This is a genomic window from Pontibacter litorisediminis (assembly GCF_029360645.1).
Classification (GTDB): Bacteria; Bacteroidota; Bacteroidia; order Cytophagales; family Hymenobacteraceae; genus Pontibacter; species Pontibacter litorisediminis.
The window spans coordinates 252753-269538 of sequence record NZ_JARDUA010000003.1 but is presented as its reverse complement, the minus strand read 5'-3'; the positions used below and the strand labels follow the sequence as shown (position 1 = coordinate 269538).

Below are 16786 nucleotides of genomic sequence, written 5' to 3'. Positions count from 1 at the left end.
GGGGCCGGCCGCCTGCTACTTTGTTTCCCGTACCTCTCCCTTCGCCGGCATTACCCGGATCAGGTTCTATGGGTATGATCTCAGCCCGAAATAATAGGGCACCCCTGAGTACCGGCAAAGGTAGGACGCTTTCTCTTCTAAACCAAAAACAGGATTAATTTATACTTGGGCAGGCCATAACACAAGGTTTGCAGCACCTGCTAAATTTTACCTCTGACGGATAACCACTTAGCCCCAAAGTACGTTGTAAAGCATAATAAGGCACAATAGTTTTTACCGCTTGCAAGTAAAACACTTTGCCATGCAGAGAGATCAGCAGAAGTTGAAAAATAAAAGAGAACCGTGATGATGATCAGCATATTATATACTGTGGCATTGTTAACCATATTGGCATACTATGCCTTTTCCCCGCGCACCAAGTATAACCGCCCGCCATCCACCGACAACGACGACGGAGGCGAGCCGCTAGGTGATGACCTGCCCGACCTGGACCTGCCGCCAGGCATTTCGCTACCTGTAAGCGACTTCGAACCAAAATATGACATTAGGAAGATAAAGGTTCCTAAGTTTCCGGAACCCTCCTTGCACTGAGTACACTGCAAGCAAAAAGCCCCGCTATGTTTGAATACATAGCGGGGCTTTTTGCTTGCAAAGTCAGAGAGTTGGGAGAAGTTAGAGAATTTAGGAGTTAGAGAGAGAGTTAGAGAATGGGGGGTAAGCGCCCGGACGCGAATAACCAATAACCAACACCGATCTTACAGTATGGCAATGCTGTAGGTGCGGGCAAAGCTCTGTTCCGGACCCAGGTGGTTGATACCCTCCTTCTCCGTAATGTCGCCGCTCTCACCTACCCTACCGGCAATGCCGCACCAAGGCTCAATGCACACGTAGCGCGGGTGCTCAGGCTTGCCCCAGATGCCCAGGTACGGGAACCCCTCAAACGCCACCTCTACGCGGCGGGCATTCCTGTGGCTGCCCAGCACCACCTTCTCCGACCGCATGTCCTTAAACACCAGCGCGTCCTTGTAAAAGTAGCTGCTCTTTAGCGGCAACACGCGCTCCTGCTCCATCACCTGCTCGGTCTCACCGTTCTGCAGGCCGTCCCGGCTCAGCAGGTGGCGGTGCAGCGTCTCCTCCTGCTCAAACTCGATAAAGTAATCTTCATACGCCTCGTTTGGGTAAAAAGGCACGTTAAAGCCGGGGTGGCCGCCAACGGAGAAGTATAAGGCCTGCTTGCCCGTGTTGGCCACGTGGTAGGTAACCGAGAGCTTGTTCCACTCCAGCGTGTACGCCACCAGCAGCCTGAACTGAAACGGGTACTGCTGCAGCGTCTCCTCGTCCTCGGTCAGCTGGAAAACCAGCTTGTCATGGTGCTCCTCCACCAACTCAAACTCTTTGCGGCGGGCAAAGCCGTGGCGCTTCATCTGGTATTGCTGCCCTTCATAAGTATACTGCTGCCCCGGCAGCTCCCCCACAATGGGGAAAAGGTTGGGCGCGTGCCCTGCCCACACCTGCGGGTCGGCCTGCCAAATAAACTCTAGGTTCTCGTCTTTCTTGATGAAGTGGTGCAGCTCGGCACCCAGCGTGTCGATGCCCACCTTATAGTTATCGTTCTCGAGGAAGTATAGCATGTTCTTGGTTTGTCAAGGTTGATGTTTCTGCAGCAGCTCCTCCACGTGCCGCGCGGCTACTTGCAGCCGCTCCTGCTGCTGCCCGTGTATCTCCACGAAAGGCATCTGCAGCGCCTCCAGCTCCCGCTTGTACCACTCGTAAAAATACTGGCGCAGGTGCGGGTGCTCGCGCAGCGGATCAGGCTCCCAGGGCAAATCAACGCCCATCAGCAGGCAAAGGTTGTAGTCCTGGCGCTGCAACTGCTCTTGTATCCAGGCGGGGCAGTGGCCAAAGGCGTGCTCGCTCCAGATCTTGAGCACCAGCATGTCGGTATCGGCAAATAAAACACCGCTTGCCTGCTGTTGCAGCTCCCGCTCCAGGGCCAGTTGGCCGCGGGCAATGTTTTCTATGTCTTCCAAAGTATAAGGCCGGCCCAGGTTGCCCACGTAGCTGCGGGCATACTCCGGCACCCACACAGTGCGGTACCGTGCCGCCAGCTGCTGCGCCAGCGTAGACTTGCCCGTAGACTCCGGCCCGGTAATGGCGATTTTGATCATAAATTATTTTTCCTGTTGCCGCGCCCAAAGTTAGTCATACTTCTGGTAGTATCTGGCCTATCATTTGCTGCTTATCTTACTGTTACCATGCCCGTAAAAGAGCATTAACTTTCACCAGGAAGTACATAGCGTTTTCTATATATTTAGGCTATATTGTCTGCCGTTTTATAGGAATACTGCCATTAGCTTCCTCCACATAACTTTACCATGAAAAAAGAATTGCGCGATGCCAACGATGAAGTGTTCTTCAGGGTTGAAGCAGATAAAGGAAATGGTTGGATCAGGGGGTGCTGGTACGGAACGGCATCTGTGGAGCAGGCAAAGTCGGTGGGGCTGCTGTACGTCGAGTGCCTGCAGCGCACCCCCTATTCCAAGATCCTGAACGACACGCGCTACTACACCGGTCCCTTTTTAGATATTAACGAGTGGCTGGAGCGGGTATTCATCCCTCCTGCCGTGCAGGCCGGCCTTAGCTGCTTCGTAGACCTGGTGCCGCAGGGGCAGCCGAACAGGCTTGCCGCCGAAGACTTTCGCCGGCGTGTCCAAGGGAGCTTTAAAGCGCACATCTACGACAACGAAGAGGAAGCCATGGAGTGGCTGAGAAACTGCCGGTGAGCCCCAGGGCAGGCAAGCCGAACACACTGGTATAGCCACCAAACAACGAGAGGCAGCCAAAGCGGCTGCCTCTCGTTGTTTGGTGGCACGAAGACCGAAGTGCCCCTAATTATCAGAGAAACTGTAGTCATAAAAATTATATACCTCTACTACTTTCGGTTTCGCTTCACCGTGTTGTCTCAGAAAAACAAACTTGGGGCGCTCATCCGGAGACTCGTACCCCCACTTCATCCGATTCTCGAACTTCAGTTCATCGGGTAATTCCAGTTTACGTTGTTTCATGGTGCTGCATCGTTAGTGGTTTAACAAACTACGCCCGTACAGGGGTCGCAGCAAAAGGATGGATACTCCTTTTACGCTCTAAGGCCAATAATGTAATTAAACTCCTAAAGGATAAAGTATAATTATACAACAACCTTTTGCTGTTGCAGCACCAGTTCCTTTTTCCAGTTGCGGTACCCTTGCACGCACAAGGCCAGAAACACGACATACAGAAAGCTGGTGAGGTACAGCTCCTTATACGTATAAACCCCCACGTACACAACGTCCACCGCCAGCCACACAATCCAGTTCTCCAGTTGCTTCTTGGCCATCATCCAGTAGCCCATCAGGCTCACGGCGGTAGTGGCCGAGTCGGTGTAGGATAAGTCGGCGTTGGTGTAGTTATCCAGGAAGTAGCCTAGGCCAAGGGTAAAGAGCACGGCCAGCACCACCAACACCGTAAACTCCTTCACCGTCACATGCCCCACCTTACGCTCTGTGTGGTTCTTGCCGCCATACAGCCACATGTACCAGCCGTAAAGGCTCGTGACAAAGTAAAACACGTTCAGGCCCATGTCGGCGTAGAGGCGGGCGCCGTAAAACACCAGCACATACATGCCCACGCTCACCAGGCTGGCTGGCCAGGTCCAGACGCTGGGTTTGGCGGCCAGCCACACGCCCAGAATACCGAACACCACACCTGTTAACTCCACCAGGCTCATGGCCTTAAGTGCCTCTAGAATGCTTTGCCAAATTTCCATTGGCGCAATTTACACCTCAAAGGGTACTTATAAACATAAAGCGTGTTAATTTTAAGCTTTCGGCGCAACCTACCGCTGGATGAGCCGCTACAACTATACCCGCTTTACCTATACGCACCATGGATGAGATCACGGCACAGGAACTGAAGACCAGGCTGGCCCACAGCAGCAACATACAACTGGTGGATGTGCGCGAGCCGGAGGAGTTCGAGATCTGTAACCTCGGCGGCGAGCTGATTCCCCTGGGGGAGCTGCCGAAGCAGTCCGGGCGCATCCGCCGCGATATTCCGGTAGTGGTTATCTGCCACCACGGCTTCCGCAGCGCCCAGGCCATTAACTACCTCTCGCAGCGGCTCGGTTTCGATAACCTGCTCAACCTCAAGGGGGGCATCCATGCCTGGGCCACGCAGGTGGACCCGACGATGGCGGTCTATTAAGCTGCCCGCTGCGGCAGCACCCTATAGCTGCAGCAGGCGCCACTCTGCCTGGATTTCAATGGGGAGCAGGGCGAGCGTTTTTTAGGAGTGGGCAGGCAGTATACTTTTCTAAAGCTATATAATTGTGCACAGGCTGTTGCAAAAAATACCGGTGTACTTGCGTAAATATCTCCTTAAGTTTCTGTAACTTTACGCGGCAAATAATAACCCCTAATTTATTTGCCATGCGCTCTGATCAGTCTAAGATTTTATTTGAGGCACTTACCTACGATGACGTGCTTCTGCTCCCGGCTTACTCCGAGGTACTCCCACACCAAACTGATACTTCCTCACAGCTAACGCGCAACATCCGCATCAACATCCCGCTTGTTTCGGCTGCCATGGATACGGTAACCGAGGCGGAGCTGGCCATTGCGATGGCCCAGGAAGGCGGTATCGGCATCATCCATAAGAATATGTCTATCCGGAAGCAGGCGGAGCAGGTGCGCAAGGTAAAGCGCTCTGAAAGCGGCATGATCATGGACCCGATCACCCTGAACGAGAAAGCTACGCTGGGCGACGCCGTGCAGATCATGACCGAGAACAAGATTGGCGGTATCCCGATCGTAAGCGACGAGGGGTACCTGACCGGTATCATCACTAACCGCGACCTGCGTTTCCAGAAAGACTTAACTCAGCCGGTGTCGCTTGTCATGACAAGCGATAACCTGATCACGGCTAAAAAAGGCACGGACCTGTCTAAGGCGGAGGACATTCTGCAGGAGTATAAGATCGAGAAGCTCCCGGTGGTGGACGACAACGGCAAACTGGTTGGCCTGATCACCTACAAAGATATCCTGAAGAAAAAAGACCGTCCCTTTGCCTGCAAAGACGAATACGGCCGCCTGCGCGTTGGTGCTGCCGTGGGTGTGACCCCGGATGTGCTGGACCGCGTGAAGGCGCTGGTAGAGGCTGGCGTAGACGTGATTAGCGTGGATACGGCCCACGGCCACTCCAGGGGCGTATTGGAAGCCGTAAAACGCATAAAGACCGAGTTCCCGAACGTGGACCTGATTGCCGGCAACATTGCCACGGCCGAGGGGGCCAAAGCCCTGGCCGACGCCGGCGCCGATGCCGTGAAAGTAGGCGTGGGCCCGGGCAGCATCTGCACGACCCGCGTTATTGCCGGTATTGGGGTGCCCCAGCTTTCTGCCGTGATGGAGGCCGTTAGAGGCCTGGAGGGCACGGGTGTTCCGGTAATCGCTGACGGGGGCATTAAGTTCTCCGGCGATATTGTGAAGGCATTGGCCGGTGGCGCCAACACGGCCATGATTGGGTCGCTGCTGGCGGGCACCGAAGAGGCCCCTGGCGAGATGATCATCTACGAAGGGCGTAAGTACAAGACGTACCGCGGCATGGGCTCGGTAGAGGCCATGGAAGAAGGCTCGAAGGACCGTTACTTCCAGGGCAACGAGAAAGACTCCAAAAAGCTGGTGCCAGAAGGAATTGTAGGCCGTGTGGCTTATAAAGGCCTGGTAAACGAGGTGATCTACCAGCTGGTGGGCGGCATCAGGGCCGGCATGGGCTACTGCGGCACCCCTACCATAGAAGACCTGCAGCATGCCAAAATGGTGAAGATCACAGGCGCCGGCCTGCGCGAGAGCCATCCGCACGATGTGCAGATTATGCGCGAGGCACCGAACTACAGCCGCTAAAGTATAAACATAAAGCCACCCACACCTAAGCCAGTGGCTACAAAGCAGATAGCAGCCAGCGGAGCACCGTTGGCTGCTATCCTTTTTTAGAAATATCTGTAAAAATCTATACTCAACCCCTGCATCTGCTAACCTACGCCGCCCGATTTACGTTATGCAAGGTGATTTTCTAAAACAGGATGTGATCCTTTAGCCGAAAAGCAGATTTTTTTCTTACCTTTCACTTTAAGACCAGGCCAAGGATCATCCTATTCTGTGTCGCAGCGAACCCATAAACGGGATTCCGTTTTATGCTATATAAAAACAACGCAAAAACCTTATTGGCAACTTCTGCGGTCGTAAGCTGGCTGTTACTGCTGGTCTACATACTGCTAACCGCCGAAAGCAAGCTGGCAGGGGCCGGTGCGCCTGGGTTTGCGTTTCCGTTCCTGAGCAACCTGCTCGTGGTGGTGTTTATCGTGTCGGTGTTCCTGTTTCAGCGGCTGCACACCGAGATGCTCAAGGGCATGGACTTTATCGGCTACCTCTGGAACCTGTTCTCCAAGGCGGGCGTGGCCGCTTACCTGAGCGTGGCGCTGTACCTGGTGTACAGGGTATACATCAACTATGTGGAGGTTGAGTACACGCTGCTGCTGCACGTGGTGTACCAGATAAACTTCGGGTTGCTGGTGCTGTTCCTGGCCAAGGCTTTCTACATCTGGCGGCAGCTGCTGCTCTACCACAAGAACAAGTTCCTGCAGATTGCCTGGGACTGGTTTGAGCTGTTGCTGGGTGCTACGCTGCTGCTCACCATCTTCAACTTTAACTACACCAGCTACGTTTTCCTGCCACTGCTGGCCCTGATGGGCTTTTACATCCTTTTCCTGTGCACGAACCTGAAGTGGGTGGCCTACCTCACCTTCAACAACAAGAGCCGCTCCCTGGTGCTGCTTGGCGCCATCCTGCTCAGCAGCTACATTTTTGTGCGCTTCTTTTACAACATGGCCGAAAACCTGAACCTGGTGATCGACTACACCGATGTAGGGTTTCTGCTGCTGGCCATGCTGTTTGTGGGCATGTATACCTTGGCCGCTTTCCTGGTGTCCTTGTTCAGCCTCCCCACCTCCAGCGTATTCGAGCAGAAGAGCGAGGACCTGCTCAACTTTCAGCGCCTGAGCCTCTCCATACAGCAAGGGCAAAGTGAGGCGCAGGTGTACGACATGTTGGTGGAAAGCACTATCAAGGCCTCGGACGCCAGCGCCGCCTGGTTCGAGGTAGTCCGCAACAGCGAGCCCCAGGTAACGCACCTGCTCAACATCAAGGAGCCCCAGATAAAAAGCATCCGGCACCTGTTGCAGGCCTACAACATCCACAATATGGACTACATCAACAACAACCTGGGCCGCAACCCAGGCTTCCGTGGTTTAGGCCTGCCCTGGAAGTCCATGGCCATACTTCCCATCAAATCAGCAAAGCACCTTTCGGGCGTCCTGTACTTGCTGAAAGACGTGGAGGGGGGATTTGACCACGAAACCGTGAACGTGCTGCGCACCTTCACCAGCCAAACTACGCTCACTATTGAGAACCTGCGCCTGGTTAACGAGTCGCTGCAGAACGAGCGCTATAAGGAGGAGCTGAAAATTGCCACACAGGTGCAGGAGAGCCTGATCCCGAAAACATTCCCGACCGATAGCTGGTTTGAGATAAGCACACACTCACTGGCCGCCAAGGAGGTGGGCGGTGACTTCTACGATTTCCTGCAGCTGAGCGAGTCGCGCATTGCCATCATCATCGGCGACGTGTCGGGCAAGGGGATCTCGGCGGCCTTCCATATGGCGCAGATGAAAGGCATCTTCCATGGGCTGATGCAGCAGGACATGGCCCCGAGCGAGTTCATGAAACAGGCCAACAGCGCGCTCAGCCGCTGCCTGGAAAGAACTTCTTTTATAACTTCTGCGCTATATATTATAGATTACCGTATGAAGGGTTTTATGTTTGCCCGCGCCGGCCACTGCCATACGTTGTACTATAATGCGATGATGGACGACGTGTTCTACTTCAAGACGGACGGCTTGGGGTTGGGCATTATCCGCGACGACAAGGCCTACGCCGGCCACATCCGGGAGATGTACTATGACTATAACCCCGGCGATGTGATGGTGATCTACACCGATGGCATTGTGGAGGCCAGAAGCCCGCAAAACGAGGAGTATGGCGAGGAAAAGCTGCTGTACATGCTGAAGCAAACGTACCACCTGGAGGCTGATGATATTAAGTATGCCATCATCAACGATGTGAACGATTTTACCGGCCCGGGCAACCTTTACGACGACCAGACGCTGCTCGTCATTAAGTTCAGGCCCACTCAACAAAAAAAGTGATTAACCCGTAAAGTATGCCGATGAAAATTACACAAGAAATTAAGGACAACACCGTCATCCTGACCCTGGATGGCGAACTGGATGCAAGCTCCTCTGTTATACTGGATGAAGAATTGTCTGACCCTGAGATTATGAAGTACAGCAAGGTTTTGGTTAATTGCCAGGACCTTAACTATATTTCCTCCGCGGGCCTCGGGGTGTTCATCTCGCATCTGCAGCGGTTCGAGGACGCCCAGATCAAGCTTATCTTCTATAACATGCAGGATAAGGTACGCAACGTGTTCGAGATACTTGGCCTTGACCTGCTCATGACCATCGTATCCGATTACGAGGAAGCCAGAAGCATTGCAAATGAATAATTCCATTCGGGTAAGTTGTACTAAAAAAAACCTGAAGCTGATACGGGACTTCGTGACGGACTATCTGAAGGCGCTTGCGCTCTCGGATATCCTCATGAACCAGATCGTATTGGCTGTGGATGAGATATGCGCCAACCTGATCATACACGCCAACCACGAGGACCCCAACAAGTACCTTACCCTCAAAGTGCAGACCCTGAAAGACCAGGTAAGGTTTGAGATAGCAGACCAGGGCAAAGCCTTTGAGCGCAGCAATTACAAAGAGCCCAACATTCAGGAGCACATCAAGATGGGTAAGAAGGGTGGCGTGGGCATCGCGCTGGTGAACCGCATCATGGACAAGGTGGAGTTCGTCACGGACGGCACCCAGAACACCTGCCTGCTCTACAAGAAAATCAAGTAAGCCTTTACATACTTTAGCTGCCGCCCTGGCCGTTATCCGGGAACAAAAGCCTGTGCAATTGTATTATGGATATAGTTTTTGATTTATCTGTCAGAAATTTTACCTAAAATTGCATACCCTGATCCCCGGGTCAGCGAGAAAGAAAATCCTGATTTCAAATCATCCTATGCGCAGCAACCACCTACTGGTAGCGGTAACCGCCCTGGCCATGGCCGGCTGTACCGCCTCCAAGAAGAACGACAGTAAAGAACCCGCAATCGCTACGCTTGGCTCCCAGCCTATCTCCACGTCAGAGTTCCGCTATGTGTACGAGAAGAACAACGGCGGCAACGACGATGCCTATACCCGCGAGAGCGTGGCCGATTACCTGAAGCTTTACACCAACTTTAAGCTGAAGGTGATGGAGGCCGAGAGCCGTGGCCTGGACACGACCATGGCCTTTAAGCGCGAGCTGGAGGGTTATAAAGAACAGCTGGCACAGCCCTACCTTACCGAAAAGAGCGTGACCGACCAGCTGGTGAAGGAAGCCTACGAGCGGATGAAGCAGGAGGTAAGCGCCTCGCACATCCTCCTCTCCCTGGCCCCTGACGCCGCCCCTGCAGACACGCTGGCCGCCTATAACCAGGCAATGGAGCTGCGCAAACGTGCCCAGAGCGGCGAAGACTTCGGCAAACTGGCAAAAGAGTACTCCCAGGACCCATCGGCCGCCGACAACGGAGGCAAGTTAGGCTATTTCACTGCCCTGCAGATGGTGTACCCGTTTGAGGACGCGGCCTACAAGACAGCCGTAGGCGAGGTATCGATGCCGGTGCGCACCCGTTTCGGATACCACCTGATAAAAGTAAACGACAAGCGCCAGGCGCGTGGCGAGGCGAAAGTTGCCCACATCATGGTGCGCTCTACGCCTAACACCCCAGCCGCCGACTCGCTGGCCGCCAAGCAGCGCATAGACGCCATATACCGCCGCCTACAGCGCGGGGAGCAGTGGGAGAAGCTGGCCACGGAATTCTCAGAGGACGCCAACACCGCCCGAAACGGTGGTGAGCTGCCTTGGTTTGGCACAGGGCGCATGATTCCTGCGTTCGAGGAGGCTGCCTTTGCCCTGCAGAAACCCGGCGACATCTCGAAGCCGGTGTATACATCCTATGGCTGGCACATCATTAAGATGATCGAGAAACGCAGCCTGCCGCCTTACGAGGATATGGAGCAGCACCTGCGCAATAAAATTGCCAAAGACTCCCGCTCTGAACTGAACAAGACCGCTTTCCTGAGGCGCATCAAGCAGGAGAACAGCTTTACCGAGAACGCGGAGGTGAAGGCTGCCGCACTGGCCAAGGCCACCGACGAGCTGCTGCAAGGCACCTGGAGCTACGACGAGAGCGACAAGGCACTGAAGCAAACGCTGTTCACCATTCAGGGTAAAAACTACACGGTAGGCGACTTCTATACTTACGTGAAGGCAGAGCAGCGCTCGCGTAACGGCGGCACGGCCGCCCACGCCATGAACCTGCTCTACGAAAGCTTTGCGGAGAAGAGCCTGCTGGAGTACGAGCGCAATAACCTGGAGAACAAGTATAACGATTACCGCATGCTGGTGCAGGAGTACCACGACGGCATCCTGCTGTTCCAGCTGATGGACGAGAAGGTATGGAGCAAGGCGATTGAAGACACGGTGGGCCTGCGCAACTACTTTAACCAGAACCGCGAGAAGTATAAGTGGGGCGAGCGTGCCGATGCCATCGTGATCAGCGCCGCCAACAAAGACTTGCTGCAGCAGGCGCAGCAGCAGCTAAACAAGCGCCGCTACCCTGTTTCCTTTGCCAGGCTGAGCGATGTGCTGTTTGAGCCGAACAAGGCCGAGCTTAGCGCTGAAGGACGCGCCGAGCTGGAGAAGCTGGCAGAGCTGCTGCAGCAAAACGAAAGCCTGACGGTGGAGGTGAACGGCCACACCGACGCCCGCGAGAACACCAAGGTTGCAGAGGCACGCGCCAATGCCGCCCAGGCGTACTTACAGGAGCAAGGGGTACCTGCCGGGCAAATTACCAGCCAAAGCCTGGGCAAGAGCAAGCAGGCCGGCCCGGACAATACCGAGACCGGCCGCCGCCGCAACCGCCGTGCCTCCTTCACGCTGTATACTTCGGAATTGGCCGCGCTGGCCGAGAGCCTGAACAAGGACAACCCGCTGGCGGTGCAGATAGCCGAGAAGAAGTTCCAGCGGGGCGACAACAAAGCTCTGGATGCCGTGGAGTGGAAAAAAGGTACGTACACCACACAGCAAAATGGCCGCGAGTACCTCATCATCATCAAAGATGTGCTGGAGCCAGCGTACAAGGAGCTGAGCGAGGTGCGCGGGCCGGTTATCTCCGATTACCAGAACTACCTGGAGGAGCAGTGGGTGCAGGAACTGCGCAGCAAATACCCGGTAAATGTAAAAGAGGACGAGGTAGAAAAGCTGGTGCGCCAGTAGCCCTTATCGCTGTGCCTAATTTGCCCTGCTTTTCGGGTATTTCAGAATAAAGAAGTAACTTGTGCGTTGATTTTCAGCATAAGTATAAATAAAGATAGATCCCTTGAAAAAGATTCATCAATTTGCCCTGTCGGCCTTTGCGGCACTTTGCCTCATCGTATGGTCTGCCCCGGCCTATGCCCAGGCCCCTGTGCAGTACCAGGTGGACGGCATTATCGCCAAGGTAGACAACCACGTTATTCTCCGCTCCGACCTGGAGTTTGGTTACCTGCAGTACCTGACGCAGTCGAAGCAGCAGCCCAGCCCAGACCTGAAGTGCCAGATCTTCACCTCACTGCTGCAGGACAAGCTGTTGCTGGCCCGCGCCGAGGTTGACTCCATCACGGTGGAGGAAGCCATGGTGACCAGTGAGCTGAATGACCGCATCAACTACCTGGCCAGCCAGGTGGGCGGCACTGAGCGCCTGGAGCAGTACTACAACAAAAGCCTGCGCCAGCTGAAGGATGAGCTCCGCAAAACCGTGCGCGAGCAGATGGTGATGGAGCGTATGCAGCGTGAGATTACGGGCAAGGTATCCGTTACGCCGAAGGAGATCAAAAGGTACTTCAACAACATCCCGAAAGACAGCCTGCCCTACTTCTCCACAGAGGTAGAGATCGGCCAGATTGTGCTTCATGCAGAAATTGGCCGCGAGCAGAAGCAAGCGGCGCGTCAGCAACTGGAAGAGCTGCGCAAGCGTATATTGGCCGGTGAGGATTTCGCCGCATTGGCCCGCCAGTACTCGCAGGACCCTGCCTCTGCACAGGATGGCGGTGAGCTGGGTTTCTTCAAGAAAAAGGAGCTGGTGCCAGAGTATGAGGCAGCCGCGCTGCGCCTGGAGCCAGGCGGCCTGTCAAACGTGATCGAGTCGCAGTTCGGGTTCCACCTGATACAGCTGATCGAGCGCCGTGGACAAGAGTTTAACACGCGCCACATCCTGATAAAGCCGGCCACGGCCACGGTTGACATCAAGGCTGCCGTTACGGAGCTGGATAGCATCCGCACGCTGATCGAGAACGACAGCATCTCGTTTGCCAAGGCTGCCAAGGAGTACTCCGACGACACCAACACAAAAGACAATGGCGGCATGCTCACAAGCCGTGCCACCGGCACTACCTACATCCCCATGGATCAGGTTGACCCAGCCATTTTCTTCGTGATCGATACCCTGCAGGTAGGCGAGATTTCCAAGCCAGTGGCCTTTACCACGCCGGATGGCAAAGACGCGGTGCGCATTCTGTACCTGAAGTCAAAAACAGCGCCGCACCTGGCTAACCTGACAGACGACTACCAGAAGATAGCGAACGCGGCACTTTCTGAGAAGCGCAGCAAAGCCGTAAACGAGTGGTTTAAAAAGAACATCAACACCGTATACATCGAAGTGGATCCGGAGCTCCAGGATTGTGGGGGGCTCCAGCAACTAACGCAATAGATAACCTATGACGCAGTTCACCTCTGACAAAGAAGCAGCCGACGCCCTGCACAGCGCCTACCGCGAATTAACTTCTGAGATATCAAAAGTAATTGTAGGCCAGGACGAAGTAGTAAGATTAGTACTCACAGCTGTTTTTTGTCAGGGGCACTGCCTGTTGGTGGGGGTGCCGGGGCTGGCCAAGACGCTCCTCATCCAAACCATTGCCTCCACGCTCGACATGAGCTTTAACCGGGTGCAGTTCACGCCCGACCTCATGCCCTCCGACATTGTGGGGGCCGAAACGCTGGATAAGGACCGCAACTTCCGCTTTGTGACGGGCCCTATCTTCGCTAACATCGTATTGGCCGACGAGATAAACCGTACCCCCCCAAAAACACAGGCGGCGCTGCTGGAGGCCATGCAGGAACATGCCGTTACCGTAGCCGGCCACAAGTATAACCTGCCCCGCCCTTTCTTCGTGCTGGCCACCCAGAACCCTATTGAGCAGGAAGGCACTTACCCCCTGCCCGAGGCCCAGCTCGACCGCTTCATGTTCAACATCACGCTAGGCTACCCCAGCTATGAGTCGGAGCTGCAGATCGTGAAGAACACCACGGGCGCTGCCGTAAACCAGCTCCGCAAGGTCCTGCACGCCGATGACATCCTCGCCTTTCAGCAGCTGGTGCGCCGTGTGCCGGTAACCGATAACGTGGTGGAGTACGCTGTGAAGCTGGTGCACCAAACCCGCCCGAACATGCCGATGGCCTCTAAGCAGGCCAACCAGTTCCTGGAATGGGGCGCGGGCCCGAGGGCCTCGCAGCACCTGATCGTGGGGGCTAAGTGCAATGCCATCCTCAACGGCAAGTATAGCCCTGACATTGAGGATGTGCAGGAAGTGGCGCTGCCTATTCTTCGCCACCGCATCGTACGCAACTTCAAAGCAGAGGCAGAGGGTGTTACGGAAGAGCAGCTGATCCGGGAGCTGCTGTAGAGCAATTCTGACTGAGTGAGTTTTGAATGAGTGAATGAATATGCGCTACCATTTCTGTCATTGTATGTAGATCTTAGTTGAGTTGTGTTGAAGCAGTAGCTACTCTCCACCAAGATTCTTCCAGCATGACAGGGTAAAGGTTCACTCCATCCCCTCATCTCGTGAATTGCAATTCAAACTAATTGGTGTAATTTTGCGCCTATACTTATAGTTAAATTTACCTGATAGACATATGGAAGCGGCTGCTTTATTTCTTCGCTTTAAAGATAACCTGGCCCGCATTGCAGGCGCCCTTAACAGCAAGCTGGAGGTGCGTACCATGCCTTACAATACCTCCATTCCGCTGGAGATAGACCTGCTGGCCGATGTGCTGCGCCTGCATGGCTTGGATTTTAAATCGCCTACCCCGGGTGCTGCCCGCCTGTTTGATTTTCAGCAGTGGTACATGCAGCACGAGGAGCAGGCAAACGAGGTAATGCACCACTTGCTGGAAGACAAGAAAGCCTACATGAAGACAGCCACCGGCACCGTGCTGCAGAAAGAGATGCTGTACCGCCGCCTGGAGTTCTTCAAAGAAACGGCCCATACACTGGATGTGATGATGATCCAGCAGAACCTGCACAGCCCGAAGCACTTTAACTACCCGTACCTGAACGCGTAGCCAAGTATAAACTAAAAAGAGAAAGCCGCTCCTTGGTAAGGTAGCGGCTTTCTCTTTTTAAAAAATCCTGTTTACCTATCCTGCTCTCTCACCGAAGTGTGGCTTTCTTTGGAGTGCTTCAGGTTGAGTTCGCCCTTAGGCTGCTTTTTCATGCTTTCCGCGGCCATGTCGCCGGCAGGGCCCTTGGCAATGAGCGTGCCGCCGTCTACCGGGAAGATCGCGCCAGTTACATACGAGGCCTCGTCCGAAGCCAGGAACAGGTACACGTTGGCAACTTCCTCCGGCGTGCCGCGGCGGCCCATCAGCGTGCCCTGCGTAACCATCTGCTCCATCTGCTTGTCCATAGGGCCGGTCTCCTTATGCGTCCAGCCAGTGTCGATGGGGCCTGGGGCCACGATGTTGCAGCGCACGCCTTTTTGCGCCTGCTCTGCCGCTAAACCTTTGGTAAAAGCATGGTTAAAGCCTTTGGTGCCGCCGTACGGGGCGTTCTGTGCAATACCCAGTAAACCCGACTCCGATCCTGCCGTCACGATATTGCCCTTTGCTTTTTGCAGCTCCGGCAGCGCGGCTTTGCTCATAGCAAACGTTGTCCGGATGTTGTTTTTCAGTAAGTAGTCAAAGGCTTCCTCCGAGTAGTCGGACAGCAGGTTTGTCTCCGGGAACGTGCCCGCGTTGTTTATCAGGATGTCGAGTTTGCCGTACTGCTTCACGGCCAGCTCAACACAATGCTGCGCATTGGCTAGTACCGATAAGTCTCCGGTGAAAGGAATGGCAGTGCCCCCCTCCTCCTGGATTTCCTTCGCTACGTCTTCCACCGGGTCCTCCGGAAAACCGGCCACTACTACTTTTGCTCCCTCTTTCGCGAATTTTTTGCTGATGGCTTCGCCAATACCAGAGCCACCGCCTGTCACGATGGCTACTTTCCCTTCAAGTCTGTTTCCCATTTGATTTTGATCTAGTTATGTCGCAATGATTATCATTAAGTAGTAACGACAGATGCATCAGAAGAGTTGGTGAAGGATATTCTTCCAAAGTAACACCACGTTTTGCACCCGTTAGCGTATGACAGAGCAGAGCACCGAGTACGGATAACCATCAGCCACACGATTCTTCATGAGCTACTTATACGATACGCTAGCAGATGCCTTTGATGAACAATTAGAGACGCCCCACCTGCTGCTGCGCCCTTACCAGGAGGGGGATGAGCGCGACTTTATGCGCCTGTTGCAGGAGAACATCGCCTACCTGAGCCCCGCCTTCTCGGGCCGGCTGGCGCGGGTACGCGTGCTGGATGATGCCCGCACACAGGTACAGCAGCTCCGCACCGACTGGGAAAACCGGCGCACATTTGATTTCGGCGTTTGGCAGAAAGAAGACAACCACTACATCGGCGATATTGCCCTGAAGAACCTGGACCGCTCCATACCTAAAGCGGAGCTTGGTTTATACTTCGCTGCCTGGCCTGCCACCCGGCAGCTGGCGCAGGAGGCGCTGCAAGAGGTGCTGCAGTTTGCTTTTGGCCCGCTGGAGCTCAACAAGGTATACTTGCGCTGCACCAGCGCCAATGAGAGTTACGGCTCTCTGGCGGAAAGCTGCGGGTTTGTAAAGGAAGGCGTGCTGCGCTGCGATTACCGCGGCACCGACTCCGATGAACTACTGGATCTCAGCTACTACGGCATCACCCGCCAAGATTTCGAGCGGGCACAACAGCAGCAGGAAGCCAGCTCTACTGCGGTGGCCTAGTATAACTCCGGCCTGCTTTGCTGCCCCCACCCAGGAGGTTTTCCTAAGAACCAAGACCAAGCTCTCACACTTAGCAGGTGCAGTCGCGAGGTCAGGCTTCCCCCTTTCGCTACAAAGTATGAATCCTTAATTTATACTTGCTTTGGCTAAGTATAAGTATCATGGCTGCTGCTGATAGTCACGACTTGCCCCTATAAGTATGAATCCACCCCAGTTCCTCCGAGGATGGAATTAGCAGGCGATTACCCCCTGCCCCTTCCATGCGAGACTTGGCTGAAGCTCCGTCAGCCGCAGCTATCGAACAATATCCCAGTTTTTCTGTGAGGCGCCTATGCGAGTTTTTCCGGTGCCGAAGGCATTGCGACGTAGGAGCAAAGGAAAAGCTCCCAGCGCCGAGCGGGAAAACGAGGCCT

Annotated in this window: 16 protein-coding genes and 1 riboswitch; of the genes, 12 read left to right on the top strand and 4 right to left on the bottom strand. The window is 54.6% G+C overall.

The annotated features are described in order from the left end of the window. Positions 1 to 19: 19 nt before the first annotated feature. Positions 20 to 116: riboswitch (TPP riboswitch) on the bottom strand. 253 nt (positions 117 to 369) lie between these two features. Then, a complete protein-coding gene (locus PXG97_RS11150) occupies positions 370 to 591 on the top strand; it encodes a hypothetical protein (RefSeq protein WP_276497828.1) in 222 nt (73 codons plus the stop codon). Between the two features lie 164 nt (positions 592 to 755). On the opposite strand, the gene PXG97_RS11145 is transcribed toward PXG97_RS11150, so the two are convergent. Then, positions 756 to 1631 (bottom strand): aldose 1-epimerase family protein, encoded by an 876-nt coding sequence (locus PXG97_RS11145; RefSeq protein WP_276497827.1) that lies wholly within the window; start codon positions 1629 to 1631, stop codon positions 756 to 758. Positions 1632 to 1643: 12 nt separating this feature from the next. Further along, positions 1644 to 2168 carry an ATP-binding protein gene (locus PXG97_RS11140; protein ID WP_276497826.1) on the bottom strand — a complete coding sequence of 175 codons (525 nt, stop codon included), beginning with the start codon at positions 2166 to 2168 and terminating at the stop codon, positions 1644 to 1646. A 207-nt stretch (positions 2169 to 2375) separates the two neighbouring features. Between PXG97_RS11140 and PXG97_RS11135 the strand changes: the two genes are divergently transcribed. Further along, a complete protein-coding gene (locus PXG97_RS11135; protein ID WP_276497825.1) occupies positions 2376 to 2783 on the top strand; it encodes a hypothetical protein in 408 nt (135 codons plus the stop codon). A 404-nt stretch (positions 2784 to 3187) separates the two neighbouring features. Here PXG97_RS11135 and pnuC read toward each other — a convergent pair whose 3' ends face one another. Further along, on the bottom strand, positions 3188 to 3805 hold the full coding sequence (gene pnuC / locus PXG97_RS11130) for a nicotinamide riboside transporter PnuC (RefSeq protein ID WP_276497824.1): 618 nt from the start codon (positions 3803 to 3805) through the stop codon (positions 3188 to 3190). A gap of 119 nt (positions 3806 to 3924) precedes the next feature. Between pnuC and PXG97_RS11125 the strand changes: the two genes are divergently transcribed. From PXG97_RS11125 to PXG97_RS11085, 9 genes are all read left to right on the top strand, one after another. Then, complete coding sequence (locus PXG97_RS11125) at positions 3925 to 4242, top strand: rhodanese-like domain-containing protein (protein ID WP_276497823.1); 318 nt, start codon at positions 3925 to 3927, stop codon at positions 4240 to 4242. Positions 4243 to 4466: 224 nt separating this feature from the next. After that, the gene (gene guaB, locus PXG97_RS11120) at positions 4467 to 5936 is read left to right on the top strand and encodes an IMP dehydrogenase (protein ID WP_276497822.1); all 1470 of its coding nucleotides are present in this window, start codon (positions 4467 to 4469) and stop codon (positions 5934 to 5936) included. A gap of 320 nt (positions 5937 to 6256) precedes the next feature. After that, positions 6257 to 8296 carry a GAF domain-containing SpoIIE family protein phosphatase gene (locus PXG97_RS11115; RefSeq protein ID WP_276497821.1) on the top strand — a complete coding sequence of 680 codons (2040 nt, stop codon included), beginning with the start codon at positions 6257 to 6259 and terminating at the stop codon, positions 8294 to 8296. 20 nt (positions 8297 to 8316) lie between these two features. Then, positions 8317 to 8655, top strand: a complete 339-nt coding sequence (locus PXG97_RS11110; protein ID WP_276497820.1) for an STAS domain-containing protein — start codon at positions 8317 to 8319, stop codon at positions 8653 to 8655. Beyond that, positions 8648 to 9058, top strand: coding sequence for an ATP-binding protein (locus PXG97_RS11105; protein ID WP_276497819.1), 411 nt, complete (start codon positions 8648 to 8650; stop codon positions 9056 to 9058). Before PXG97_RS11110 ends, PXG97_RS11105 begins: the two co-directional genes overlap by 8 nt. Before the next feature lie 166 nt (positions 9059 to 9224). Beyond that, the gene (locus PXG97_RS11100; protein ID WP_276497818.1) at positions 9225 to 11525 is read left to right on the top strand and encodes a peptidylprolyl isomerase; all 2301 of its coding nucleotides are present in this window, start codon (positions 9225 to 9227) and stop codon (positions 11523 to 11525) included. Between the two features lie 103 nt (positions 11526 to 11628). After that, the gene (locus tag PXG97_RS11095) at positions 11629 to 12996 is read left to right on the top strand and encodes a peptidylprolyl isomerase (protein WP_276497817.1); all 1368 of its coding nucleotides are present in this window, start codon (positions 11629 to 11631) and stop codon (positions 12994 to 12996) included. A gap of 7 nt (positions 12997 to 13003) precedes the next feature. Beyond that, positions 13004 to 13969, top strand: coding sequence for an AAA family ATPase (locus PXG97_RS11090; RefSeq protein ID WP_276497816.1), 966 nt, complete (start codon positions 13004 to 13006; stop codon positions 13967 to 13969). A gap of 232 nt (positions 13970 to 14201) precedes the next feature. Continuing rightward, on the top strand, positions 14202 to 14630 hold the full coding sequence (locus PXG97_RS11085) for a hypothetical protein (protein WP_276497815.1): 429 nt from the start codon (positions 14202 to 14204) through the stop codon (positions 14628 to 14630). A gap of 71 nt (positions 14631 to 14701) precedes the next feature. On the opposite strand, the gene PXG97_RS11080 is transcribed toward PXG97_RS11085, so the two are convergent. Then, complete coding sequence (locus PXG97_RS11080; protein ID WP_276497814.1) at positions 14702 to 15574, bottom strand: SDR family NAD(P)-dependent oxidoreductase; 873 nt, start codon at positions 15572 to 15574, stop codon at positions 14702 to 14704. A 169-nt stretch (positions 15575 to 15743) separates the two neighbouring features. Between PXG97_RS11080 and PXG97_RS11075 the strand changes: the two genes are divergently transcribed. After that, positions 15744 to 16373 carry a GNAT family N-acetyltransferase gene (locus PXG97_RS11075; RefSeq protein ID WP_276497813.1) on the top strand — a complete coding sequence of 210 codons (630 nt, stop codon included), beginning with the start codon at positions 15744 to 15746 and terminating at the stop codon, positions 16371 to 16373. The last annotated feature ends 413 nt before the right edge of the window (positions 16374 to 16786 follow it).